The sequence below is a fragment of the Streptococcus sp. genome, assembly GCF_030528045.1.
GTDB lineage: Bacteria > Bacillota > Bacilli > Lactobacillales > Streptococcaceae > Streptococcus.
Genome location: NZ_JAUMZR010000003.1, coordinates 31,533 through 54,428, shown reverse-complemented (window position 1 = coordinate 54,428; position 22,896 = coordinate 31,533). Strand labels below are relative to the sequence as shown.

Annotated in this window: 26 protein-coding genes and 1 pseudogene; 26 read left to right on the top strand and 1 reads right to left on the bottom strand. The window is 39.5% G+C overall.

The genetic code is table 11. From position 1 onward, the window contains the following. Nucleotides 1-157 precede the first annotated feature (157 nt). From Q4A91_RS01270 to Q4A91_RS01235, 8 genes are all read left to right on the top strand, one after another. Nucleotides 158-1,024 (top strand): carbohydrate ABC transporter permease, encoded by an 867-nt coding sequence (locus Q4A91_RS01270; RefSeq protein ID WP_161801140.1) that lies wholly within the window; start codon nucleotides 158-160, stop codon nucleotides 1,022-1,024. Nucleotides 1,025-1,039: 15 nt separating this feature from the next. Next, nucleotides 1,040-1,879, top strand: coding sequence for a carbohydrate ABC transporter permease (locus tag Q4A91_RS01265; protein WP_303204243.1), 840 nt, complete (start codon nucleotides 1,040-1,042; stop codon nucleotides 1,877-1,879). A 445-nt stretch (nucleotides 1,880-2,324) separates the two neighbouring features. After that, nucleotides 2,325-2,777 carry a YhcH/YjgK/YiaL family protein gene (locus Q4A91_RS01260; RefSeq protein WP_125399234.1) on the top strand — a complete coding sequence of 151 codons (453 nt, stop codon included), beginning with the start codon at nucleotides 2,325-2,327 and terminating at the stop codon, nucleotides 2,775-2,777. 20 nt (nucleotides 2,778-2,797) lie between these two features. Continuing rightward, the gene (locus Q4A91_RS01255) at nucleotides 2,798-3,442 is read left to right on the top strand and encodes a YesL family protein (RefSeq protein WP_303204242.1); all 645 of its coding nucleotides are present in this window, start codon (nucleotides 2,798-2,800) and stop codon (nucleotides 3,440-3,442) included. Nucleotides 3,443-3,612: 170 nt separating this feature from the next. Beyond that, nucleotides 3,613-4,530 (top strand): dihydrodipicolinate synthase family protein, encoded by a 918-nt coding sequence (locus Q4A91_RS01250; RefSeq protein ID WP_303204241.1) that lies wholly within the window; start codon nucleotides 3,613-3,615, stop codon nucleotides 4,528-4,530. Nucleotides 4,531-4,547: 17 nt separating this feature from the next. Further along, a complete protein-coding gene (locus Q4A91_RS01245; RefSeq protein ID WP_303204240.1) occupies nucleotides 4,548-5,432 on the top strand; it encodes an ROK family protein in 885 nt (294 codons plus the stop codon). A 349-nt stretch (nucleotides 5,433-5,781) separates the two neighbouring features. Then, the gene (locus Q4A91_RS01240; protein WP_303204239.1) at nucleotides 5,782-6,546 is read left to right on the top strand and encodes a class I SAM-dependent methyltransferase; all 765 of its coding nucleotides are present in this window, start codon (nucleotides 5,782-5,784) and stop codon (nucleotides 6,544-6,546) included. A gap of 176 nt (nucleotides 6,547-6,722) precedes the next feature. Further along, nucleotides 6,723-6,845 (top strand): hypothetical protein, encoded by a 123-nt coding sequence (locus tag Q4A91_RS01235; protein WP_303204238.1) that lies wholly within the window; start codon nucleotides 6,723-6,725, stop codon nucleotides 6,843-6,845. Here Q4A91_RS01235 and Q4A91_RS01230 read toward each other — a convergent pair. Next, the gene (locus Q4A91_RS01230) at nucleotides 6,842-7,693 is read right to left on the bottom strand and encodes a MurR/RpiR family transcriptional regulator (RefSeq protein ID WP_303204237.1); all 852 of its coding nucleotides are present in this window, start codon (nucleotides 7,691-7,693) and stop codon (nucleotides 6,842-6,844) included. The genes Q4A91_RS01235 and Q4A91_RS01230 overlap by 4 nt on opposite strands. Before the next feature lie 254 nt (nucleotides 7,694-7,947). Between Q4A91_RS01230 and pbp2b the strand changes: the two genes are divergently transcribed. The 18 genes and pseudogenes from pbp2b to Q4A91_RS01140 all read left to right on the top strand — a co-directional run bounded on the left by pbp2b (nucleotide 7,948) and on the right by Q4A91_RS01140 (nucleotide 22,661). Further along, nucleotides 7,948-9,990 (top strand): penicillin-binding protein PBP2B, encoded by a 2,043-nt coding sequence (pbp2b, locus tag Q4A91_RS01225; protein WP_303204236.1) that lies wholly within the window; start codon nucleotides 7,948-7,950, stop codon nucleotides 9,988-9,990. A 10-nt stretch (nucleotides 9,991-10,000) separates the two neighbouring features. After that, entirely contained in the window at nucleotides 10,001-10,597 is a 597-nt protein-coding gene (gene recR / locus Q4A91_RS01220) for a recombination mediator RecR (RefSeq protein WP_000966754.1), read from the top strand. Nucleotides 10,598-10,899: 302 nt separating this feature from the next. Then, nucleotides 10,900-11,175: a TIGR04197 family type VII secretion effector gene (locus Q4A91_RS01215; protein ID WP_000509001.1), complete on the top strand. Its 276-nt coding sequence runs from the start codon at nucleotides 10,900-10,902 to the stop codon at nucleotides 11,173-11,175. Continuing rightward, nucleotides 11,163-11,534 (top strand): hypothetical protein, encoded by a 372-nt coding sequence (locus tag Q4A91_RS01210; protein ID WP_303204235.1) that lies wholly within the window; start codon nucleotides 11,163-11,165, stop codon nucleotides 11,532-11,534. Before Q4A91_RS01215 ends, Q4A91_RS01210 begins: the two co-directional genes overlap by 13 nt. After that, a complete protein-coding gene (locus Q4A91_RS01205) occupies nucleotides 11,525-13,153 on the top strand; it encodes a polymorphic toxin type 44 domain-containing protein (protein WP_303204234.1) in 1,629 nt (542 codons plus the stop codon). Before Q4A91_RS01210 ends, Q4A91_RS01205 begins: the two co-directional genes overlap by 10 nt. Beyond that, nucleotides 13,150-13,656: a hypothetical protein gene (locus tag Q4A91_RS01200; RefSeq protein ID WP_303204233.1), complete on the top strand. Its 507-nt coding sequence runs from the start codon at nucleotides 13,150-13,152 to the stop codon at nucleotides 13,654-13,656. The genes Q4A91_RS01205 and Q4A91_RS01200 overlap by 4 nt, the downstream gene beginning before the upstream one ends. 267 nt (nucleotides 13,657-13,923) lie before the next feature. Further along, entirely contained in the window at nucleotides 13,924-14,628 is a 705-nt protein-coding gene (locus tag Q4A91_RS01195; protein ID WP_303204232.1) for a hypothetical protein, read from the top strand. Beyond that, nucleotides 14,629-14,862 (top strand): hypothetical protein, encoded by a 234-nt coding sequence (locus Q4A91_RS01190; RefSeq protein WP_303204231.1) that lies wholly within the window; start codon nucleotides 14,629-14,631, stop codon nucleotides 14,860-14,862. 13 nt (nucleotides 14,863-14,875) lie between these two features. Further along, nucleotides 14,876-15,508 (top strand): hypothetical protein, encoded by a 633-nt coding sequence (locus Q4A91_RS01185; RefSeq protein ID WP_303204230.1) that lies wholly within the window; start codon nucleotides 14,876-14,878, stop codon nucleotides 15,506-15,508. After that, the gene (locus tag Q4A91_RS01180; protein WP_303204229.1) at nucleotides 15,505-16,131 is read left to right on the top strand and encodes a hypothetical protein; all 627 of its coding nucleotides are present in this window, start codon (nucleotides 15,505-15,507) and stop codon (nucleotides 16,129-16,131) included. Before Q4A91_RS01185 ends, Q4A91_RS01180 begins: the two co-directional genes overlap by 4 nt. After that, nucleotides 16,128-16,391 (top strand): annotated as a pseudogene (locus Q4A91_RS01175) (hypothetical protein); the annotation flags it as partial. The gene Q4A91_RS01180 and the pseudogene Q4A91_RS01175, both read left to right, overlap by 4 nt. A gap of 31 nt (nucleotides 16,392-16,422) precedes the next feature. Beyond that, the gene (locus Q4A91_RS01170) at nucleotides 16,423-16,950 is read left to right on the top strand and encodes a thiol-disulfide isomerase (RefSeq protein ID WP_303204228.1); all 528 of its coding nucleotides are present in this window, start codon (nucleotides 16,423-16,425) and stop codon (nucleotides 16,948-16,950) included. Nucleotides 16,951-17,053: 103 nt separating this feature from the next. Then, nucleotides 17,054-17,563 (top strand): thiol-disulfide isomerase, encoded by a 510-nt coding sequence (locus Q4A91_RS01165; RefSeq protein WP_303204276.1) that lies wholly within the window; start codon nucleotides 17,054-17,056, stop codon nucleotides 17,561-17,563. A 178-nt stretch (nucleotides 17,564-17,741) separates the two neighbouring features. After that, on the top strand, nucleotides 17,742-18,368 hold the full coding sequence (locus tag Q4A91_RS01160) for a TipC family immunity protein (RefSeq protein ID WP_303204227.1): 627 nt from the start codon (nucleotides 17,742-17,744) through the stop codon (nucleotides 18,366-18,368). Between the two features lie 295 nt (nucleotides 18,369-18,663). Beyond that, nucleotides 18,664-19,707, top strand: a complete 1,044-nt coding sequence (locus Q4A91_RS01155; RefSeq protein WP_303204226.1) for a D-alanine--D-alanine ligase — start codon at nucleotides 18,664-18,666, stop codon at nucleotides 19,705-19,707. Between the two features lie 81 nt (nucleotides 19,708-19,788). After that, nucleotides 19,789-21,162: a UDP-N-acetylmuramoyl-tripeptide--D-alanyl-D-alanine ligase gene (gene murF, locus Q4A91_RS01150; RefSeq protein ID WP_303204225.1), complete on the top strand. Its 1,374-nt coding sequence runs from the start codon at nucleotides 19,789-19,791 to the stop codon at nucleotides 21,160-21,162. Further along, nucleotides 21,149-21,760, top strand: coding sequence for an NUDIX hydrolase (locus Q4A91_RS01145; RefSeq protein ID WP_303204224.1), 612 nt, complete (start codon nucleotides 21,149-21,151; stop codon nucleotides 21,758-21,760). Before murF ends, Q4A91_RS01145 begins: the two co-directional genes overlap by 14 nt. 196 nt (nucleotides 21,761-21,956) lie before the next feature. Next, nucleotides 21,957-22,661 (top strand): TIGR02206 family membrane protein, encoded by a 705-nt coding sequence (locus tag Q4A91_RS01140; RefSeq protein WP_303204223.1) that lies wholly within the window; start codon nucleotides 21,957-21,959, stop codon nucleotides 22,659-22,661. Nucleotides 22,662-22,896 lie beyond the last annotated feature (235 nt).

Below are 22,896 nucleotides of genomic sequence, written 5' to 3'. Positions count from 1 at the left end.
TTTGTTTGAAATGGTAGGAGCTGTCACGAAATTAAAATGAAGTTCTTACATAAGCGAATCTTAAAAAATTTCATTTTGGTTTTAAAACAGTTCAAGAAAATCAAAAACTATTCTATTTGAAAGAGAGGTGCCGACTGTGAAAGTCAATAAAATTCGTATGCGGGAAACAGTGATTTCCTACGCTTTCCTAGCACCAGTGTTATTCTTCTTTGTCATCTTTGTCTTGGCTCCTATGATTATGGGATTCATTACAAGTTTCTTTAACTACTCCATGACTAAATTTGAGTTTGTGGGCTTGGACAACTACATTCGCATGTTTAAAGACCCTGTCTTTGTGAAGTCTTTGATCAATACCGTTATCCTGGTTATTGGATCTGTTCCGATTGTGGTTCTCTTCTCGCTCTTTGTAGCATCTCAAACCTATCATCAAAATGCCATTGCCCGTTCTTTCTATCGTTTCGTCTTCTTCCTTCCTGTAGTTACAGGTAGTGTTGCCGTAACGGTTGTATGGAAATGGATCTATGACCCCCTATCAGGGATTCTAAACTTTGTCCTTAAGTCAAGCCATATCATCAGCCAAAACATTTCTTGGCTGGGTGACAAAAACTGGGCTTTGCTAGCGATTATGATCATCCTTTTGACAACATCTGTTGGTCAACCGATTATCCTTTATATCGCTGCCATGGGGAATATTGACAATTCACTTGTTGAAGCAGCGCGTGTTGACGGTGCGACTGAATTTCAAGTCTTCTGGAAGATCAAATGGCCTAGCCTTCTTCCAACAACTCTTTACATCGCGATTATTACAACCATCAACTCATTCCAATGTTTCGCCTTGATTCAGCTCTTGACTTCTGGTGGTCCAAACTATTCAACAAGTACACTCATGTACTACCTTTATGAAAAAGCCTTCCAATTGACAGAATACGGCTATGCAAATACCATCGGTGTCTTCTTGGCAGTGATGATTGCCATTGTCAGCTTTGCTCAATTCAAGATCCTCGGAAACGACGTAGAATACTAAAGAAAGGAGACAGTTATGCAACCTACACAAAAGAAACCCTTAACAGCTTTCACTGTTATCTCAACGATTATCTTGCTCTTGTTGACCGTACTGTTCATCTTTCCATTCTACTGGATTTTGACAGGGGCCTTCAAATCACAGCCTGATACCATTATGATTCCGCCACAGTGGTTCCCTAAAATGCCAACCATGGAGAACTTCCAACAACTCATGGTGCAAAACCCTGCTATGCAGTGGATGTGGAACTCTGTATTTATCTCATTGGTAACCATGTTCTTAGTCTGTGCAACCTCTTCTCTAGCAGGTTATGTCTTGGCTAAGAAACGTTTCTATGGTCAACACATTCTCTTTGCAGTCTTTATCGCTGCCATGGCACTTCCAAAACAAGTTGTCCTTGTACCATTGGTACGTATCGTCAATTTCATGGGAATTCACGATACACTTTGGGCAGTTATCTTGCCTTTGATCGGATGGCCATTTGGGGTATTCCTTATGAAACAGTTCAGCGAAAACATCCCAACAGAATTGCTTGAATCAGCTAAAATCGACGGTTGTGGTGAGATTCGTACCTTCTGGAGCGTAGCCTTCCCTATTGTGAAACCAGGATTTGCAGCCCTTGCAATCTTTACCTTCATCAATACTTGGAACGACTACTTTATGCAGTTGGTTATGTTGACTTCACGTCAAAACTTGACCATCTCACTCGGGGTTGCGACCATGCAGGCCGAAATGGCAACCAACTATGGTTTGATCATGGCAGGTGCAGCTCTTGCAGCCGTGCCAATCGTAACCGTCTTCCTTGTCTTCCAAAAATCCTTCACTCAGGGTATTACTATGGGAGCTGTTAAAGGATAAGACCTTGCGAAAATCGAGTTTAAACTACGTCTGCGTTACCATGCCATACTTAAGTATTGCCTGCGGTTAGCTTCCTAGTTTGTTCTTCGATTTTCATTAAGTATAAGAGAATATAGAGTTATAAGTGTCTACAAAATGGAGAGTATGCAGTTACTTCGTGAAGTTTTGTCAGACACTTATAAACTTAAGAATGAACTCTTTTCATGATACTAGTTAGAGTAGGTTCGTTTTATGGTGGCTATTTCCCGCTTTAGTGGTATCTAAGATAAGCATCTTACGCTTATCTTAGACGGAATTTTTGAGACTGACGATGAAGGAGTGAAAGGCTCAAAAATTAGGAATGAAATTCCGAAGGAATTTGCTTCCGTCCGCACTGTTACATGGAAATAGAGGAAGGATAATTCGGAACTGAAAACTAGTAACTATCAGAAACGAAGGAAACAGTATGATTTTTGACGATTTGAAAAACATCGCCTTTTACAAGGGGATCCATCCCAATCTAGACAAGGCTATCGACTATCTCTATCAGCACCGTAAGGATTCTTTCGAACTCGGTAAGTATGAGATTGACGGGGACAAGGTCTTTCTAGTTGTGCAGGAAAATGTCCTCAATCAAGCTGAAAATGATCAATTTGAGCACCATAAGAACTATGCAGACTTGCATTTGCTGGTAGAAGGACACGAATATTCGAGCTACGGTTCACGTATCAAAGACGAGGCAGTAGCATTTGAGGAAGCGAGCGACATTGGCTTTGTCCATTGTCATGAACATTACCCACTCTTGTTGGGCTATCACAATTTTGCGATTTTCTTCCCCGGAGAACCACACCAGCCAAATGGCTACGCGGGTATGGAAGAAAAGGTTCGCAAATATCTCTTTAAAATTTTGATTGATTAAAAGAATCAGGAGGAGCAAACATGGCACAAAAAGGAGTAAGCCTTATTAAGGCAGCATTTGATACAGATAATTTTCTCATGCGTTTCAGTGAGAAAGTCTTGGATATCGTCACAGTCAATCTTCTTTTTGTCGTCTCTTGTTTGCCCATCGTGACGATTGGAGTGGCGAAAATCAGCCTTTATGAGACCATGTTTGAGATTAAGAGAAGCAGACGGGTACCAGTCTTTAGAACTTATCTAAGAGATTTCAAGCAAAATCTGAAACTGGGTTTCCAGTTAGGTTTGCTGGAGTTAGGCATTGTGTCATTAAGCCTTCTAGACCTCTATCTCTTCTGGGGACAGACTGCTTTGCCTTTCCAGATTGTGAAAACTATTTGTTTGGGGATTCTCATCTTCCTCACTCTCGTGATGCTGGCTAGTTATCCCATCGCTGCCCGCTATGATCTGTCTTGGAAAGAAGTGCTGCAAAAAGGGCTTATCTTGGCAAGTTTTAACTTTCCTTGGTTCTTCCTCATGTTAGCCATTCTCTTTCTCATTGTGATGGTTCTTTATCTATCCGCCTTCACTCTTCTTTTGGGTGGATCGGCCTTTATCCTCTTTGGCTTTGGTTTGCTAGTCTTTCTCCAAGCAGGTTTGATGGAGAAAATCTTCGCCAAATACCAGTAGGATGGCTTGTTTCTGAAACTACTTTCAATCGTTACAGTTTCTAAAATACAAGTAGAAACTAAAATCTAAGTGTATACAAGATATTGAAAGCGATTTTCACAAGGTGTATACTAAACTTGTAAAAAATAGAACTGCTCTCAGCAGAAAAAAGAAATCTTAGGAGAAAATCTATGTCAGATTTGAAAAAATACGAAGGTGTCATTCCAGCCTTCTACGCATGTTATGATGATCAAGGAGAAGTCAGTCCAGAGCGTACGCGTGCCTTGGTCCAATACTTCATTGATAAAGGTGTTCAAGGTCTCTATGTCAATGGTTCTTCTGGTGAATGTATCTACCAAAGCGTTGAAGACCGCAAATTGATTTTGGAAGAAGTCATGGCAGTTGCCAAAGGAAAATTGACTATCATCGCCCATGTTGCCTGCAACAATACCAAAGATAGTATGGAACTTGCTCGCCACGCAGAAAGTTTGGGTGTAGATGCCATTGCAACGATTCCACCGATTTACTTCCGTTTGCCAGAATACTCAGTTGCTAAATACTGGAACGATATCAGTGCTGCAGCTCCAAACACAGATTACGTGATTTATAATATTCCTCAGTTAGCAGGTGTTGCTTTGACTCCAAGCCTTTACACTGAAATGTTAAAGAATCCTCGTGTTATCGGTGTTAAGAACTCTTCTATGCCAGTTCAAGATATCCAAACCTTTGTCAGCCTTGGTGGAGAAGACCACATCGTCTTTAATGGCCCAGATGAACAATTCCTAGGTGGTCGCCTCATGGGTGCCAAAGCTGGTATTGGTGGTACTTACGGTGCGATGCCAGAACTCTTTTTAAAACTCAATCAGTTGATTGCTGAGAAAGACTTGGAAACAGCGCGTGAATTGCAATACGCTATCAATGCAATCATTGGTGAATTGACTGCTGCACATGGAAATATGTACGGTGTTATCAAAGAAGTCTTGAAGATCAATGAAGGACTTAACATTGGATCAGTTCGTTCACCATTGACGCCAGTGACTGAAGAAGATCGACCAGTTGTAGAAGCAGCAGCGCAATTGATTCGTGAAACCAAGGAGCGCTTCCTCTAATCCATAAGGAGGTATTTATGACACACTACGTTGCAATTGATATCGGTGGAACCAATATCAAATATGGTTTGATTGACCAAGAAGGCCAACTTGTTGAATCGCATGAAATGCCAACTGAGGCGCATAAGGGTGGTCCTCATATCTTACAAAAGACAAAAGATATCGTAGCCAGCTATTTAGAAAAAGGCCCAGTAGCAGGTGTTGCCATTTCTTCTGCAGGAATGGTGGATCCTGATAAGGGTGAGATTTTCTACGCTGGTCCTCAGATTCCCAACTATGCAGGAACCCAGTTCAAGAAGGAAATCGAGACGAGTTTTAATATTCCTTGTGAGATTGAAAATGATGTCAACTGTGCAGGTCTTTCTGAGGCAGTATCTGGTTCAGGAAAGGGAGCAAGTGTGACACTTTGCTTGACCATTGGAACTGGTATCGGTGGTTGCTTGATTATGGATGGGAAAGTCTTCCATGGATTTAGCAACTCAGCTTGCGAAGTTGGTTATATGCACATGCAGGATGGAGCTTTCCAAGACCTCGCCTCTACCACAGCCTTGGTAGAATATGTAGCAACAGCTCATGGAGATTCAGTTGATCAGTGGAATGGGCGACGCATTTTCAAGGAAGCTACTGAAGGAAACAAGATCTGTATGGCTGGCATTGACCGTATGGTAGACTATCTAGGAAAAGGTCTGGCAAATATTTGCTACGTTGCTAATCCAGAAGTGGTCATTCTTGGTGGTGGTATCATGGGGCAAGAAGCTATCCTCAAACCGAAGATCCGCACAGCCTTGAAGGCGGCCTTGGTGCCAAGCCTAGCTGAAAAAACACGATTAGAACTTGCCCATCACCAAAACACAGCAGGGATGTTGGGAGCCTATTATCATTTTAAGACAAAACAATCCTAGTTTGGAACTATAGAATTAAGAAAAACACTGAATCACTACTTGAGTGAAAACTGTTTTGCTTAATTCTTTTTTTATTGAAAAATTTGAGCCAAAGGAGGTAATCGTGAGAAACTAGGAGAAAATAACCGCCTTGTATGAAAGGTTAAGGCGAGATGATGAACTACAAGGCGAGAGCAATTCTATCATCCATTTAACTGATAATTAGCTTGAGTAAATGGGAAAATGTGGAAAAATGATATAATGAGATGGACGAAAAACTGACAAATTAGAATTTCTAGAGGTGAGAAAATGTAATGGCAACCTATTCACCTGAAATCGAAATACTATAAAATTGCGAGGAGATTGTAAGATGAGTAATTATATAAAATTAAATGAAGATAGATGGAATAATGTAAAAAACGACTATACTGAGCCATTGACACAGGAAGAATTAGAAGAAGTTAGAAAGCATCCAATTTCTGTTGCCTTAACTGTTGGAAAAAAAGTTCCGATAGAATGGTTTGAAAAAGCAAACGGGAAAAAGATATTAGGGTTAGCTTGTGGTGGTGGTCAGCAGGGTCCCGTTTTTGCTGCAAAAGGTTATGATGTCACCATCATGGATTTTTCTAAATCACAATTAGAAAGAGATGAGATGGTCGCTAAAAGAGAAGGCTTAAAAATCAATACCGTTCAAGGTGATATGACAAAACCATTTCCATTTGAAAATGAAACTTTTGATATTGTTTTTAATCCGGTTTCAAATGTATATATAGAAGATTTAGAAAACATGTATAAAGAAGCCTCTCGCGTATTGAAAAAGGGCGGTTTGTTAATGGTCGGATTTATGAATCCTTGGATCTACATGTATGATGCTGACATTGTATGGGACAAACCCGATGAGGAATTGCTTTTAAAGTTTTCACTCCCTTTTAATTCAAGAGAGCTTGAAGAGGAAGGCAAAATCACTATCAATCCAGAATATGGATATGAATTTAGCCATACCTTAGAAAGTCAGATTAGAGGACAACTAAAAAATGGCCTCGCTATGATTGATTTTTATGAATCGTGTGACAAAAGACATCGATTATCACCTTATGGAAATGACTACATCGCTACACTCTGCATTAAACTATAATCTCATAGAATATACTTCAGGGGAATAGCTCGTTTTATTTTCTGTAAGGATTAAAATCTAAATCTCAGTTCGTTGAAGTAAAACTATTAAATAAAATTAAAGAGAGGAAGTTAAAGTAGCAAATAGTCGATACTTCCTTTTTGTTGTCAAACATTCAAAAATGGAATGGAAGATTTATGGAAGAATTGAAAAGCCCAGATAAAAAAGGCATTAGCGCAAAGAGAAAGTTTGGCAAGCCCACCTATGAGTCTATTACCATTTCAAAACAAAACAATCCTAGTTTGGTTGAACCAAACTAGGATTTTCTAACGCGTTTTTGTCTACGATAGCCGTTGAGTTTTTTATTTTCCCAATAGCTGTTAAAGATTTTTTCTTTGCTCTCGCGATTGATTTCTAAAAAGTAGGCATAAATCAAATCTATTAAAATGAGCATAGGGAGTTGAGCGGAAATACGCTGGATGTAAGAAGATTGACTGTGGCTTGCCACAAGGACTGTTTCAGTGTAAGCCTGACTATTTTTGTTTGGAGCGCTGGTAAAGAGAATGGTCTTGGCACCCATTTCCTTGGCATCCAACAAACTATCGAGGACGGATTGGGTAGTGCCTGATAGGGAAAAACCAAGTACCAGACAATTTTCATCCATGATACTGGTCGTCCATGCAAAGCCATCCTGGTCGGTCAAAGTTTCACAGACCACACCTAATCGCATAAAACGGAGTTTCATTTCACGGGCAATCAGACCAGAACTTCCCGTCCCGAAAAAGTAAACTCGTTCAGCGTCATCGATTAATTGGGCGACGCGTTCCAGTTGTTCTTCATCGATCAAATCCTGTGTTTGTTCTCGCATGATACTGTAGCTTCTCAAAACACGTTTGGTCAAAGGACTGTGTTTGTGCGAATGAGTGTCCGGTTTACTAGCCTGGTGCTGGTATCGAAAGACGAACTCTCGGTAGCCTGTAAAACCACACTTTTTGGAAAAGCGGGTCAAGGCTGCTTGGGAGATATGTAATTTCTGGGTAACTTGCTGAGAAGAGAGATCATCTTGGATTGTTTCAGCTTGCAAAAAATAGCGAGCGATTTCTTGCTCGAGCTCTGTTAATTCTTCAAAATGGAGGTCGATTATGGTTGCGATATCTGGCTTGTTCATGAGGCTCCTTTTTATGAATCAAAGTCTTAAAAGTTAACGCTTTCCTAACTATTACTATCATTATATCATAGAAAATAGGATAAGCAAATAAAAAGGCATTTTCAGTTAAAAGTCAAAAAATGCTTCGACTTTTCCAAGAGTTTCTCCGTAAAATATGGTACAATGAAATGTACTGAGCTTCACCTATTTACTCTATTATTTTAGGGAAAATAAAGGTGGAATCGGGAATTTTTCTAGAAAAGAGTCTTAGTTGTATGAGAAAATTTAATAGCCATTCAATTCCGATTCGGCTTAATTTACTATTTGCGATTGTTATCCTGCTCTTTATGGCCATTATTGGTCGTTTGTTATACATGCAGGTGCTCAATAAAGATTTTTATGAAACAAAATTAGCCTCAGCCAGCCAAACAAGGGTAACAACCAGTTCAGCTCGTGGACAGATCTATGATGCGGCAGGGAAACCCTTGGTAGAAAATACTGTCAAGCAGGTTGTTTCTTTCACACGAAACAATAAAATGACGGCAGCTGAATTGAAGGAGACAGCCAAGAAACTTCTCACATATGTAAATGTAACTTCCCCAGATCTGACAGATCGACAGATTGCAGACTACTACTTGGCGGACCAGGATATTTACAAAAAAACAGTCGAATCCTTGCCAAGCGACAAACGCCTGGATTCAGATGGGAACCGCTTATCGGAAGCGACACTTTACAATAATGCGGTTGAAAGCATTGACGTGAGTCAACTTAATTATACAGATGACCAGAAAAAGGAAATCTATCTCTTTAGTCAGCTCAATGCCGTTGAAAATTTTGCGACAGGAACCATTTCTACGGATGCCTTAGATGATACCCAAGTTGCTCTCGTTGCATCAGCGTCCAAGGAATTACCAGGTATCAGTATTTCAACCTCATGGGATCGTAAAGTACTGGATACATCTTTATCGACAATCGTCGGTAGCGTTTCAAATGAAAAGTCAGGACTTCCGGCTGAGGAAGTTGATGCTTATCTCAAAAAAGGCTATTCTCTCAATGACCGAGTGGGAACTTCCTATCTTGAAAAGCAATATGAAGATGTTCTTCAAGGCAAACGTTCCGTCAAGGAAATCCACCTCGACAAACACGGAAATATGGAAAGTGTGGAAAATGTCGAAGAAGGAAGTAAAGGAAACAATATCAAGTTAACGGTTGACCTAGCTTTCCAGGATGGTGTGGATGACCTACTCAAGAGTTACTTCAACTCAGAGTTGGGCAATGGTGGAGCCAAATACTCTGAAGGAGTCTACGCTGTAGCTCTTAATCCTAAAACCGGTGCGGTTCTGGCCATGTCGGGTGTCAAGCATGATGTCGAATCCGGTAAATTAAGTTCAGATTCGCTTGGAACGATAACCAATGTCTTTGTACCAGGATCTGTCGTTAAGGCAGCGACCATCAGCTCTGGTTGGGAAAATGGAGTCTTATCAGGCAATCAAACCTTGACAGATCAACCGATTGTTTTCCAAGGTTCGGCCCCTATCAATTCATGGTATACCTTGTCCTATGGCTCTTTTCCGATCACAGCAGTTGAGGCTCTAGAGTACTCTTCTAATACTTACATGGTTCAAACTGCTCTAGGAATCATGGGACAGACCTACACACCAAACATGGTGGCCGCAACGGGACAGTTAGAGACTGCAATGGGCAAATTGCGGTCAACCTTTGGGGAATATGGACTCGGAGCTTCAACAGGGATTGACCTCCCAGATGAATCCACAGGATTTACGCCGAAAGAATTTGATTTAGGGAACTATATCAATAATTCCTTTGGCCAGTTTGACAACTACACACCGATGCAGTTAGCCCAGTATGTCGCAACCATTGCAAACAATGGCGTACGTTTAGCTCCTCACATCGTTGAAGGCGTTTATGGAAACAATGACCAAGGTGGCTTAGGCAGTCTGGTTCAAGAAACAGCCACTAAGGAACTAAACAAGGTCAATATCTCAGAATCAGATATGGCTATCTTGCAGCAAGGTTTCTATCAAGTTTCGCATGGAACGAGTGCGCTGACAACTGGTCGTGCCTTTTCAAATGGCGCAGCCGTATCCATCAGTGGAAAGACAGGTACTGCCGAAAGTTACGTTAATGGCGGTCAAAAAGCCAATAATACCAACGCAGTCGCCTATGCACCGACCGAAAATCCTCAAATCGCAGTCGCAGTCGTCTTTCCTCATAACACCAACTTAACAAACGGTGTCGGACCTTCAATTGCACGCGACATTATCAATCTTTATCACCAACACCATCCAATGAATTAGAAAGGAACTTATGCTGTATCCAACACCTATTGCCAAGCTGATTGATAGCTATTCAAAGTTACCAGGTATCGGGATCAAAACGGCTACCCGCCTCGCCTTTTATACCATTGGAATGTCTGATGACGACGTCAATGAATTTGCCAAGAATCTCCTGTCTGCTAAGCGGGAATTGACCTATTGTTCCATCTGTGGCCGTTTAACGGATGATGATCCTTGCTCTATCTGTACGGACCCGACTCGAGACCAGACAACGATCTTGGTGTTAGAGGATAGTCGCGATGTGGCTGCTATGGAAAACATCCAAGAATACCACGGACTCTATCATGTCTTGCACGGGCTCATTTCTCCGATGAATGGCATCAGCCCAGACGATATCAACCTCAAGAGTCTCATGACTCGTCTCATGGATAGTGAGGTTTCAGAGGTGATTGTGGCAACCAATGCGACAGCGGATGGGGAAGCGACATCGATGTATCTCTCTCGTTTGCTCAAGCCAGCTGGTATCAAGGTCACTCGCCTAGCACGAGGCCTAGCCGTGGGAGCAGATATCGAGTATGCGGACGAAGTCACACTCTTACGAGCCATTGAAAATCGGACAGAGTTGTAGAAGTTAGTAAAAACGTAGCTCTTTTTGACACATAAGACAAGCCCTAGGAATTTTTCTAGGGCTTTGTTTTTTCTGTTTCTCACCAGAGAAGAACAAGCCTTGCTAATAAGACTATTCAAACTATAAGGCATCAGAAAACGGGTCTCCAAAATGACTAGTACCGTCTTTGTCAAACACATTCAGTGAGCGATAGAGTTTATTCTAAGGAGATGAGCGCTTTTGCCCTTAGGATTTGTTTTGAAATCATACTATTTTTGTGTTATGATATGGTCAATATACAATGAATAAAGGGAGTTTGAAGTATGGGTGGAAAGATAAAATCTAGCACGATAGCAGCAGAGGCAGCTATTAATGAATTGGTTGGGTATGACACGAGCAAGAAGCAAAATCAGCAAGTAGAATTTTCATATACTTCTGAAATCGCAGGGATGGAAGCGGGACGTCAGGCCTGCAATCAAATGCTTCAGGCAGTCAGTGATTTCAGCTCGGCTGTTTTGACACAAGCAAATAAGTTTCCAGAAATTGCTCATAAGATTGAAAAACGCGACGTAGAGCTGGCTAAGAGATGGGAACATTAAAAATGGCAGATAAGAACGAAGAAAAACGCTACAAACTTTGGCGAGAAATTGTCAAGATTGACGATAAAGAAGAAAGTCTTCAGACTCTAAAAAGACAATATGAACAGCAGGTAACTCACTTTCACTCAGAAATCCAGAGCATCCACCATCGTATGGCGACTCTATTAGTTCTCTCGCCCAGTTCTCGTCAGGTGATAGAGCAAATCGAAAGTGATAATAGAACCATTCAACGACAGATCAACTCTTATGTAGAAGAGGAACTGGATGAATTGGGAAAACAAACGAAGAAGGCTCGTCGGTCTTTCGATGAAGCTAGAGAAGAACTGATATCAGAAAGGAATCGGCTACCATGGGAGTAAAATACAGCGCACAAGAATCCCAAGAATTGATTCAAGCCATGACTAACAACCTCCAAGTCGCAAATGAAGTCACGGACCGCTTATCTAGTGGATGTGACCACCTGATTTCCTCTTTAGACTCAGGTGAGCTGACAGGAGCAGCCTACACAGCTGGGAAGGGTCTCTTTACAGAGATTATCATCCCCAACATCAAGAAGTTACAAGCAGCGATAGATGATATCCAACTAGAGTTGACCTCCTACAAAAATGCAGATGCTCAGGTCTCAGGATATGGAGATTTGGACCTGGACCAGCTCAAGGAACTGAAAAAATTGAGGGAAGAGCAGTTAGCTATCGTAGAAGCTCAGATTCAAGCGAGGGAGAACTGGCTAAATCAAATCAAAGATCTCTTTACACTTAATTGGGGGAAAGCTTTCTCTGAGAAGACCATCCTCTACAATACTAAGTCTCAAATCGAGTCAGGTATTCAGGATTTGGATGACAAGATTGAAAAACTAGAATTTTTTGTCTCAGAGGTTTCCCAGTATTTCAGCGATAGCCTAGAAGTCCTTGGCTTAGCGATTCAAGGAGCTACGCAACTAAGTAAAGTCATTGTCGATAGCGATGGTAACTACTATGCGGACGGTCTGGACATGAGCTGGGTGCAAAAGATGAAGGATGTGAAGATTGAGAGTGCAAAATATGATTCTTCTAAGAAAGCTAAGGGTTTGCATAAAGAATACCAGAAAATCTTAGATAAGTTGGAAAATGGAAAAGAACTGAGCGATAAGGAGTTTCAAATTTTAGAATCTTATGTACATCACCATCCTCAAATACAATTTCCTAAAGTTGTAATAGAAAAATTGAAAGCGGAGGCTACCAATAGAGCTAATCCAGAGAAACTTAAGGAAAAAGTTGAGAAAATTAAAAATAGTAATGGAGATTTGAATAAAAAAGCGGAACTAATTGTGAAAACTTATGAAGATTATCTATTTTATAATAATAAAGAAGCTTTTGAAGAATACTGGAGGAAGAGAAAGGAGTTAACAAAAGATAAAGATTGGAAGGATGTTGATAGCAAGATAAGAGATACTATCGAGTATAATCTTAATGTAGAATTAAAAAAATCAGGGATAGATATAAAGGAAGTATCTAATAATCTAGCTGATGATATTTTATCTATTCATGAAGGAGACATGAAACAAAGAAACTATCTAATTAACGAAGGTAGAAAAGTATGGAAAAGTCCTGAAGATGATATAATGATAAATTCAGCAGATTTGACACAGGTTGGTATTGACCTTACTGATTTTGTAAATTTGGTAAATACTGGAAAACCCTTAGACTTAAAGAGTAGAAATTATAATGATGAACTTGAATTTTCACTTTGGTCACGTAAGTGGGAAGGTAACTTAAGAGATGATTATTTAGGGAACTATCTGTTTGGATATGTAGCAAAAGGATATTTAGGGATGGAAGATGAGCAGATCAAAAATTATGCAGGTTTAGCTCAATTGGCCTCAGATAAAGATGTTGTTAAATTTTTCAAAAATAAATCAAATGGGAATTTTGGTGATAATGAAGGAGATGCTTCTGCAATCCAAGATGGTATAGATTCATACAAGGAGAATAATAAGTGATCAACAAGAGAAAACAACTTAATAAATGGAATCTAGGATGTTCAGGAGTAGTAGTTGTTGTAACAATTATATTTATATGTTGTATTTATTTGTACTTCAAAAATGCGAATTATACATTGAAACCAGGTGATTCTATAGTTTTAAAAGTTCCGACATCAAAACAAAAAGAATTCTCCCCAAAATTATATCTATCTAAGATTTCTGGTGGGAAATTAGAATTATCTGGGAAAACCTCATGGTGGCAGAAGGGAGAAGGAAGCCTTTTAGGGACTAACTATGATGTTTTGAAGCAAGAAATTAGCGAAATCTACTCATCGTCAAGTAATATCCCAACAAAAATAAAAGAAAACGATACAAATAATAGTATATATTTATCAGAAAAAGGTGTAGTTCTTCAATCTAAAGAATCTTGGGAATTTGAGATTCCAAACGCAAAACAAATAAAAATAACGAATATTTCAGACAGAGACATTAGATTTGAAGCGCAGGTGACAGGTGAATAGAGGAAACGAGAAAAGTAAAATGAAGAAAAAATGATTATTTTTTCACTTTGATAGCTTTATTCTTGTCTTCTTTTCTTTGTAAAACTTAAGTTACCAATTTTACACTCCCCTTTTTTCTTTTAGTTCTATACTTCGTGAGGACTATTCATTTCCAGAGTTTCCTTTTTTAGTGTTTTCTAAGAATCTATTTGTGTAAATTCCCCATACCTCGTCGATAGCGATGGTAACTACTATGCGGACGGTCTGGACATGAGCTGGGTGCAGAAGATGAAGGATGTGAAGATTGTTTCGCATGCCAAAAGAGATTTTCAAGACTCTGAAACTCGTGCCATCAATAAAGCATCAAGGGATATGATGTTATCAGAAGATGGTGATGCCTACTATCGTGCCGAATTAAAGAAGCGCTTAAAAGATCACAACAAGTCCGAATGGGATAAAATAATTGACGACTACAATCACACTCTTAAGATTGATGAAACAGGGAATATCATTGAAATTCATTCATTGGAGCAAGGCCATGTCGTTTTAAAAAATGGGAAATATGATGATGATTATACTCATTTGATTAACAAAAAGCTTGATGAACTAAAAGCCCAAAACTTTGAAGCAAATTCAGTCGAATTTTGGAGTGGAGTAGCTCAAATTTTCTCTGGTTTAGGAGTCTACTTTGCGAGTGGTGCTCTCGAAACATTGAGTATAATGGCTGGTCCACCAACAGCAGGGACAAGTATCGTAGCTGGTACCGCAGTATCTGTATCAGTGGTACAATATGGAAATGTACTGATATCTAGTGGAGCAGTAACTAGCTTATCAGCTATTACAAATACGACCTTACTAAATGGCGAAATTCAGGTTAATTATTCTAGCAACTACGATAGCTGGAAGGCCAATAAACCTACGAGTAAGACCATTTCTGGCAGGGGTGGTAAACAAACTGAAGCTCGAGTAGGAAATCGAAAAGTAAAAATTTGAGTGGACTTGGAACCAAATAGTGGTGCAGGAGGTCAAGGTAAACTTCAAGTTCAATCTGGAAGTGGAAAATCGGGATATGATATTAATAGACACTTAAATATTAATGAAATTACGGGAAAAGATTATATCAGGGATTGGGTAAATAAAACTGCTAATATAAAAAACCAAACGAAAAGTGTCAAAGAAGAAATAATCGAAAGGTTATGGAAGGGATACCAGGAAATGGTGAATTAAGGAGAACAGATTTATGAGACTATATATTAAAGGTGATTACACCAAAGAAATTCCATTTGATTATTTAGAACTAGCGAAGAGAATGTGGTTTGAAAGTTATCAAGGAGAAGGCATCCCACTCTCCTATTCTGGTTTTCTTCAAATCAGAGATAGGAATGATATAGCAATTCATCTAAAACTAGATAAACAGGATTATGATGAACGTTGGTTGCATGTTCCGATACAAGAAGGAATAAAATACCGTTTTTATTCACAAATTGATGAAGATCTAAATTTGGAATTTGAGAATGCTTATGTAACTGATTTTCGCGAAAATGGAGACTTTTTGCGTTTGGCTTCTACCCATCTTGAATTGCTCACTCTTGATAAAAGAGCGTTCTATATCATGGCTATTGAGATTGCTACAATCTTTAATGGACAAATTAGCGAAGATGACAAGAAAACATGGATAACAATCGAGGAATTCAAGGAAAAGCATAAAGATATCTTATCTCTAACCTTTGAGGAAGCAAATGAGATGAGTTTGGAAGAAATTCAAACGATTGACGCTATTGATGATCCCATCTGGAAAGAATTAGATAGGGAGCGTGAGGAGTATATCCGAATCCATGGAGAGGTAGAGTTGGACGACGAGGAAGATGAGTGAGAATATATATCAAAAGTGATTTTACGAAAAAAATAGACTTCACAACTAGAGAGCTTGTTTGGAAGATGTGGTTTAAGGAACGGAATGGCAAGAAAATAAGTTTCTCCAATGTTGGTGATGATACTATGTTACAGGATGATTTTTACTTTGGTGTTCTGTTACACAAATGGTCTTCAGTTGACGAAAGATGGGATAAGGCTCCTTTTATAATTTCTAGTAATCCTTGGTTGTCTTTGGGATATGAGAGTATAACACTTGAATTTGAAAAAACTTTCATTACAGAGTGGAGAGAACGTGGAGATTATCTACGTATCGCAACATCCCATATAGATGTTTTAACCGTAGATAAACGTGCTATGTATATCATGGCAGTCGAGGTAGCTTCTGCTATTGACGGGCAGATCAGTGAGGATGACAAGCAGACCTGGATGGATGTAGAGACATTTAAGGAGTTGCACAAGGATGTTCTTTCACTGACTTATGATGAAGTGGTTGAAATTAGTTTGGAAGAATTAAAGACAATGATACCAGTAAGAAATCCGCTATGGGAAGAAGAACGGCTTCGCGAAGAATATATTAAAATCCATGGTGAACGTGTTTATGACGACGAGGAAGACGAGTGAGACTATATCTTAAAGGCAACTACGAAATTAGTATCTATCAGGCCTGTGTGGAATTTCCTTGGAAAATGTGGTTCAAAGAACGCAAAGGTGTGGAAGTTGGTTTTTCTTACGCACGTGATGATGATTTCTATTTTAGCGTTAGTTTGGATAAATTTTCTTCGAATGATGAACGTTGGGGGGTGACTGATTTTAAAATAGGAGATAATCCATGGAACTCATTTAAATATGAGTATCTAATATTGGATTTTGAAGATTCCTATTTGAAAGAGAGTGTTGATAGAGGAAAGGCGAATGTTAGATAAAGTAAAACAGTTTAAGTGGTTGATTGTATTGTCCTTGTTCCTATTAGCGATTCCTTTATATTTTACTTGCAATCATTTCCAACAATCTAGTGCTTTAAAAGAAGCTTTTGAAAAAAATGAAAGAATTGAAGTTCTTCATCGCTTGACGGCATCAGAAAAATATGCACCTGACATCCGTAAAGCGGGCTATGTCGTTCCTCCTGATGGAGCTATTCGCTTGGATGGAGGAATTGACTCCATAGAGATAAAAGGAGACATTGATTTCAAAATATCGCATCCTGGACGGAATGGGGTTACTGCTTATTTTGAAATAGAGATAGATGGTAAAATAACTAGTGCACTCTATGAATTGGATAATAACTTTGATATAACTTCTAGCGCCTATTTTCAAATAAATGAAAAAAATATAAATGAGAGAGTGAACATCTCTCAATCCGAAGAAGAGCGCCTATTAAAGATTGTTCAAAAAGAGCTTGAGTCTTTCATGAAAAAGATGTATCAGAATTTGTATGGATAGTTTACCAGAGAAAGTAACTTCTTGCTCAACACAAAGCTGTATGAACAACACTTCTATGATTACTTAGATAGAGGGGGCGAAAAAAATGTCGGGACTTTAAAAAATACTAATCGTGATTGCTTCTGTAATTGCCTTAGCTACTGGCTTGAATCTTTATTTTCAGTATCAAAACCACCAAGAATATATGCAATTAAAAACCTCCTTTGAAGAGAGGAACAATATAGTCGTCTTACAACGTTTGATGGCATCAGAAAAAGATGCGTCTGACATCCGTAAAGCGGGTTATGTCGTTCCTCCCGATGGAGCTATTCGTTTGGATGGAGGAATTGACTCCATAGAGATAAAAGGAGACATCAATTTGGATATCTCAAATCCGGGACGGAATGGGGTTACTGCTTATTTTAGAATAGAGATAGATGGTAAAATAACTAGTGTACTCTATGAATTGGATAAGAACTTTGATTTAGTTTCTAGCGCCTATTTTCAAATAAATGAAAAAAATATAAAAGAGAGTGTGACTATTCCCAAAGTCGAAGAAGAGCGCCTGTTAAAGATTGTTCAAAAAGAGCTTGGGGATTTCATGGAAACGATGTATCAGACTTTGTATGGATAGTTTACCAGAGAAAGAAGCTTCTTGCTCAACACAATGCTGTATGAACAACGGGGTGTGTTGAGGGATTTTACTAGAAAAGATACCGTAGATAAGCTACAAAAAAATTACCCAAGTACTGATAATTTCATTCGAAATATTGAAACAGGGAATCAAGAGTTGAAAAAGATGAGGTGATTAGATGAAGAAGAGAAAATTTGTAATTTTTTCGTTGTTAATGGTTCTATTATTATCTCTCTCTGGTTTTCAGTACTATAAATATCAGAGAGTTCACAATATTTTTGATGAAATATACTACGAAGAAAGTGATTATCACAATTATACATTTCTCTGGAAAGGACGAGCATTTTATAAGTTAAAAAGTTTAAAAATTGTGGACAATGGCTCTGATGAGTTGTATAGATATGCTATTAATTATAAAAGTGTAGACTTACCAAATACTATTCATTCTCTAGGTTATAATTTTTATTTTAATTTTCAGGGTATGACAGAAGTTAACCTGGAGATGCGTTTGAGACTACCAAATACAGAGACAACCATAAATATAGATTATCTGTACGATGTAAACAATCAGCAATTAGAACGGTTTATGTGGTACTATGATGATGAGAGTACAGGATATTTTCAGCAGTCTCAAGTAGAGGACTTTCTTGCAAAACACGGAAAGACTGTTGATGAGATTCGCAAGGAAGCAGATAATGTACTCCGTAATAAAGTCCTTAAAGACTGGACCACTATCTACTCTAGTCGCTTTAGCCCAGATAATTGGGGAGAAGTGAGTGTTAAGGATGTCTGGAAGAAAGAATGACAAACGAAACGACGAGGTAATAGTGTTATAAAGGCAGGTTGCTATGACAGAGTTCTTAAGAACATTTTATTGTATTCGATAGCTTTGATCTGCTCTCTTTTGGTGTGACGGAAGAAACTCCCTACACGATCACCATCACCAATGTAGACGACAAACCAGCACACTTTGAAGCTCAAGCGGTGGATCGGTAAAATTTCAGCTCTCAAATGAGGGCTTTTTTAGATTCAAGTTTCAAAAAAGAAGCAAATATGATATACTAAAGAACGAGTATTCTATTAGAATTAGGACAAGCAATATGAAACAAACGATTATTCTTTTATACGGTGCGCGTAGTGCAGAGCGTGAAGTCTCTGTCCTTTCAGCTGAAAGTGTGATGCGTGCGGTCAACTACGACCGTTTCACAGTCAAGACTTTCTTCATCAGCCAGTCAGGTGACTTTATCAAAACACAAGAATTTAGCCAGACTCCAGGTCAAGAGGATCGTCTCATGACCAATGCGACTATTGACTGGAACAAGAAAATCGCGCCAAGTGCCATCTATGAAGAAGGTGCAGTGGTCTTTCCAGTTCTTCATGGTCCGATGGGAGAAGATGGCTCTGTTCAAGGATTCCTTGAAGTTTTGAAAATGCCTTATGTTGGCTGCAATATCTTGTCATCTAGTCTTGCCATGGATAAAATCACGACCAAGCGTGTTTTAGAATCTGCTGGGATTGCCCAAGTACCTTATGTGGCTATCGTTGAAGGCGATGATGTGACTGCTAAAATCGCTGAAGTTGAAGAAAAACTGACTTATCCAGTCTTCACGAAGCCGTCAAACATGGGTTCAAGTGTCGGTATTTCTAAGTCTGAAAACCATGAGGAACTCCGCCAAGCTTTGGAGCTCGCCTTCCAATATGACAGTCGTGTCTTGGTAGAGAAAGGGGTGAATGCCCGTGAAATCGAGGTTGGCCTCTTGGGCAACTACGATGTGAAGAGCACGCTTCCTGGTGAAGTGGTCAAGGATGTTGCCTTTTATGACTATGATGCCAAGTATATTGACAACAAGATTACCATGGACATCCCAGCCAAGATTAGTGATGATGTGGTAGCTGTCATGCGTCGAAATGCTGAAACAGCCTTCCGTGCGATTGGTGGCCTCGGTCTGTCTCGTTGTGATTTCTTCTATACCGATAAGGGCGAGATTTTCCTAAACGAGCTTAATACCATGCCAGGTTTTACCCAGTGGTCTATGTATCCACTACTTTGGGATAATATGGGAATCAGCTACCCAGAACTAATCGAGCGTTTGGTTGACCTTGCTAAGCAAAGTTTTGACAAGCGCGAAGCGCATTTGCTATAAAATGAAAGAGAGGGTAGAAGTTAGAACCTTCACTGTTAGGTGAGGCGAGTTCGTGGTTCACCCCTTTTTAAAGGAGTAGAAATGAAATTAACGATCCATGAAATTGCCCAAGCTGTTGGAGCGAAAAATGATGTTAGCATCTTTGAGGACATCCAGTTAGAAAAGGCTGAGTTTGACAGTCGTTTGATTGGGACTGGAGATTTATTTGTGCCGCTCAAAGGTGCGCGTGATGGTCATGACTTTATCGAAACAGCCTTTGAAAATGGTGCAGCAGTAACCTTGTCTGAGAAGGAGGTCGCAAATCATCCCTACATTCTAGTAGATGATGTGTTGACTGCCTTTCAACAACTAGCAGCCTACTATCTTGAAAAAACGGCTGTTGATGTCTTTGCGGTTACGGGTTCAAATGGCAAGACAACGACCAAGGATATGTTGGCGCATTTACTGTCAACAACCTACAAGACCTACAAAACCCAAGGAAACTACAATAACGAGATTGGCCTTCCTTACACAGTTCTCCACATGCCTGAAGGAACAGAAAAGTTGGTCTTGGAGATGGGGCAGGATCACTTGGGAGATATTCATCTCTTGTCTGAATTGGCTCATCCAAAAACAGCTATCGTGACCTTGGTTGGAGAGGCTCATTTGGCCTTTTTCAAAGACAGTTCGGAGATTGCTAAAGGGAAAATGCAAATTGCTGATGGTATGGCACCAGGTTCTTTGCTTTTGGCACCAGCTGACCCGATTGTAGAGGACTACTTGCCTACAGATAAAAAAGTGGTCCGTTTTGGGCAAGGAGCTGAGTTAGAAATCACAGACTTGATTGAGCGCAAGGATAGTCTGACCTTTAAGGCGAATTTCTTGGGACAAGCCCTCGATTTGCCAGTGACAGGTAAGTACAATGCCACCAATGCTATGATTGCTGCTTATGTGGCTCTACAAGAAGGAGTTTCAGAGGAGCAAATTCATCAGGCCTTCCAGAACCTAGAATTGACGCGTAACCGTACTGAGTGGAAGAAAGCAGCCAATGGAGCAGATATTCTGTCTGACGTATACAATGCCAATCCAACTGCTATGAAGTTGATTTTGGAGACGTTCTCTGCCATTCCAGCCAACGAAGGAGGCAAGAAAATCGCAGTCTTGGCAGACATGAAGGAACTTGGTGACCAGTCTGTTCAGCTCCATAACCAGATGATTTTGAGCCTATCACCAGATGTGCTGGATACCGTGATTTTCTACGGAGAAGATATTGCGGAATTAAGCCAACTTGCTAGTCAAATGTTCCCAATCGGTCACGTTTTCTACTTCAAGAAAACAGCTGACGAGGACCAATTTGAAGACCTAGTCAAGCAGGTTAAGGAAAGCCTCGGTGCCAATGACCAAATTTTGCTCAAAGGATCGAACTCCATGAATCTAGCCAAGTTGGTAGAAAGTTTAGAAAATGAATGCAAGTGATTTTGCCAAGTATCTGCAAAGAATGCTAGCCATTACGGATACTGGATTAACCTTTACAAAAGATCCTTTCGACCGTGAGCGCTACGAGGACTTGCGAATCCTGTTATCTGAAATGTTGAATCAGGTATCAGACCTCGATGCAGAAGAAGTGGCAGAAGTCTTGAAACCAACGTCCGCTTATGCAACTCCTCTGATGGACGTCCGTGCTTGGATTGTTGAGGATGAAAAAATCTGTTTAGTTAGAGGAAAAGGAGAGGATAGTTGGGCTTTGCCAGGTGGTTTTGGTGAAGTTGGCTATTCTCCAATCGAGAATATTCTTAAGGAAATTGAAGAAGAAACCGGTTTTACAGCAAAAGCTGAAAGGTTACTTGCAGTTTTTGATACCAATCGTTTCCAACTGCAGAGCAAACAATATGCAAAGTTTGTCTTTGAATGTAAGCTTCTTGATGGACAATTTCAAGAGAATCAAGAAATTGCTGAGCTTCAATTTTTTGCCATTGACCAATTGCCAGTCTTATCTGAAAAACGCATCACCAAGGAGCAAATGGAGATTCTTTGGCAGGTTTATAAAGGACAAAGAGACCAATATGTTGATTAGTTTATGCTAGAGAAGTCGACAAATCAAAAAAGGGTATCTGCAAGGTGCATTTCTGCAATACAAATGATATAATAGGTTGCGAATTTAAGACGCAAGTGTTCTATGCATGTCATAGAATCAAGTTTTTTCAAAAAATTTAAAAGCTGGAGAAAGTGAATTTTTTACTGCCTCTAGCTAGATGAACGAGGAATAGAATATGAATTTGTGGGATAAATTATTTACCACACAGATATCAGAACCGCCCCAGTTTGAACTCCACTGGTACATTGGTTTGTTATGTTTACTGGCTCTTACTTTCTATGCTTCTTATCGTTTTCGCGATAAAGTGGCTTACCAGCGTTTTATTCAGATCCTTCAGTCTGTTCAACTGATTGTTCTGTATAGCTGGTATTGGGGCAATCTTATGCCTCTGTCAGAAAGTTTGCCCTTCTATCATTGCCGTATCGCCATGTTTGTGATGCTCTTGATTCCAGGGACATCCAAGTACAAACAATACTTTGCCCTTTTAGGAACTTTTGGAGCAACAGCTGCACTGGCTTACCCACTCTTTGATCCCTACCCATTTCCACACGTGACCATTTTGTCCTTCATTATCGGACATGTTGCCCTTTTAGGAAATGCGCTCCTATACTTGTTTAGAAACTATCAACCTTCCCTTCTCGATTTGAAGAATGTGGCGGTGATTACTTTCGCCTTAAATGGCTTGATATGGGTTGTCAATTTAGTTGTAGGTGGGGACTATGGATTTTTGAGTAAACCACCACTTGTTGGAAGTTTCGGCCAGCCCTTAAATTATCTCATTGTTTCGACTGTTATCGTGATAGCAATTCGCTTAACAGGGAAATTAGTAGAAAATTTTTTACAACAAAAATCGGAAGAATTTATTCAAGAGAAGATTTAAAATGATCTTCTCTTTTTTGGATTTTTAAGAAACAAAAAGGAAATTGTGGACGTTAACTTCAAATAGTCTCTTAGAAGAAGAATTTTTCTAGAATTTTCTCAAAAAACATGCAGGAATTTTATCAAAAACTAAGCACAATAAGATTTTTTGTGTTATAATATTCTTTGAATAGCTATGCCCAAACATAGTTATTAAATAGAAGTGAGAAACTTGGAAGACAGAGAGGATGCGATGT

Excerpts from the sequence above, each read along its gene's own strand:
- Q4A91_RS01270 (WP_161801140.1), top strand. The coding sequence starts at position 158 with ATGCGGGAAACAGTGATTTCCTACGCTTTCCTAGCACCAGTGTTATTC.
- Q4A91_RS01265 (WP_303204243.1), top strand. The coding sequence starts at position 1,040 with ATGCAACCTACACAAAAGAAACCCTTAACAGCTTTCACTGTTATCTCA.
- Q4A91_RS01260 (WP_125399234.1), top strand. The coding sequence starts at position 2,325 with ATGATTTTTGACGATTTGAAAAACATCGCCTTTTACAAGGGGATCCAT.
- Q4A91_RS01255 (WP_303204242.1), top strand. The coding sequence starts at position 2,798 with ATGGCACAAAAAGGAGTAAGCCTTATTAAGGCAGCATTTGATACAGAT.
- Q4A91_RS01250 (WP_303204241.1), top strand. The coding sequence starts at position 3,613 with ATGTCAGATTTGAAAAAATACGAAGGTGTCATTCCAGCCTTCTACGCA.
- Q4A91_RS01245 (WP_303204240.1), top strand. The coding sequence starts at position 4,548 with ATGACACACTACGTTGCAATTGATATCGGTGGAACCAATATCAAATAT.
- Q4A91_RS01240 (WP_303204239.1), top strand. The coding sequence starts at position 5,782 with ATGAGTAATTATATAAAATTAAATGAAGATAGATGGAATAATGTAAAA.
- Q4A91_RS01235 (WP_303204238.1), top strand. The coding sequence starts at position 6,723 with ATGGAAGAATTGAAAAGCCCAGATAAAAAAGGCATTAGCGCAAAGAGA.
- Q4A91_RS01230 (WP_303204237.1), bottom strand. The coding sequence starts at position 7,693 with ATGAACAAGCCAGATATCGCAACCATAATCGACCTCCATTTTGAAGAA.
- pbp2b (WP_303204236.1), top strand. The coding sequence starts at position 7,948 with ATGAGAAAATTTAATAGCCATTCAATTCCGATTCGGCTTAATTTACTA.
- recR (WP_000966754.1), top strand. The coding sequence starts at position 10,001 with ATGCTGTATCCAACACCTATTGCCAAGCTGATTGATAGCTATTCAAAG.
- Q4A91_RS01215 (WP_000509001.1), top strand. The coding sequence starts at position 10,900 with ATGGGTGGAAAGATAAAATCTAGCACGATAGCAGCAGAGGCAGCTATT.
- Q4A91_RS01210 (WP_303204235.1), top strand. The coding sequence starts at position 11,163 with ATGGGAACATTAAAAATGGCAGATAAGAACGAAGAAAAACGCTACAAA.
- Q4A91_RS01205 (WP_303204234.1), top strand. The coding sequence starts at position 11,525 with ATGGGAGTAAAATACAGCGCACAAGAATCCCAAGAATTGATTCAAGCC.
- Q4A91_RS01195 (WP_303204232.1), top strand. The coding sequence starts at position 13,924 with ATGAAGGATGTGAAGATTGTTTCGCATGCCAAAAGAGATTTTCAAGAC.
- Q4A91_RS01185 (WP_303204230.1), top strand. The coding sequence starts at position 14,876 with ATGAGACTATATATTAAAGGTGATTACACCAAAGAAATTCCATTTGAT.
- Q4A91_RS01170 (WP_303204228.1), top strand. The coding sequence starts at position 16,423 with ATGTTAGATAAAGTAAAACAGTTTAAGTGGTTGATTGTATTGTCCTTG.
- Q4A91_RS01160 (WP_303204227.1), top strand. The coding sequence starts at position 17,742 with ATGAAGAAGAGAAAATTTGTAATTTTTTCGTTGTTAATGGTTCTATTA.
- Q4A91_RS01155 (WP_303204226.1), top strand. The coding sequence starts at position 18,664 with ATGAAACAAACGATTATTCTTTTATACGGTGCGCGTAGTGCAGAGCGT.
- murF (WP_303204225.1), top strand. The coding sequence starts at position 19,789 with ATGAAATTAACGATCCATGAAATTGCCCAAGCTGTTGGAGCGAAAAAT.
- Q4A91_RS01145 (WP_303204224.1), top strand. The coding sequence starts at position 21,149 with ATGAATGCAAGTGATTTTGCCAAGTATCTGCAAAGAATGCTAGCCATT.
- Q4A91_RS01140 (WP_303204223.1), top strand. The coding sequence starts at position 21,957 with ATGAATTTGTGGGATAAATTATTTACCACACAGATATCAGAACCGCCC.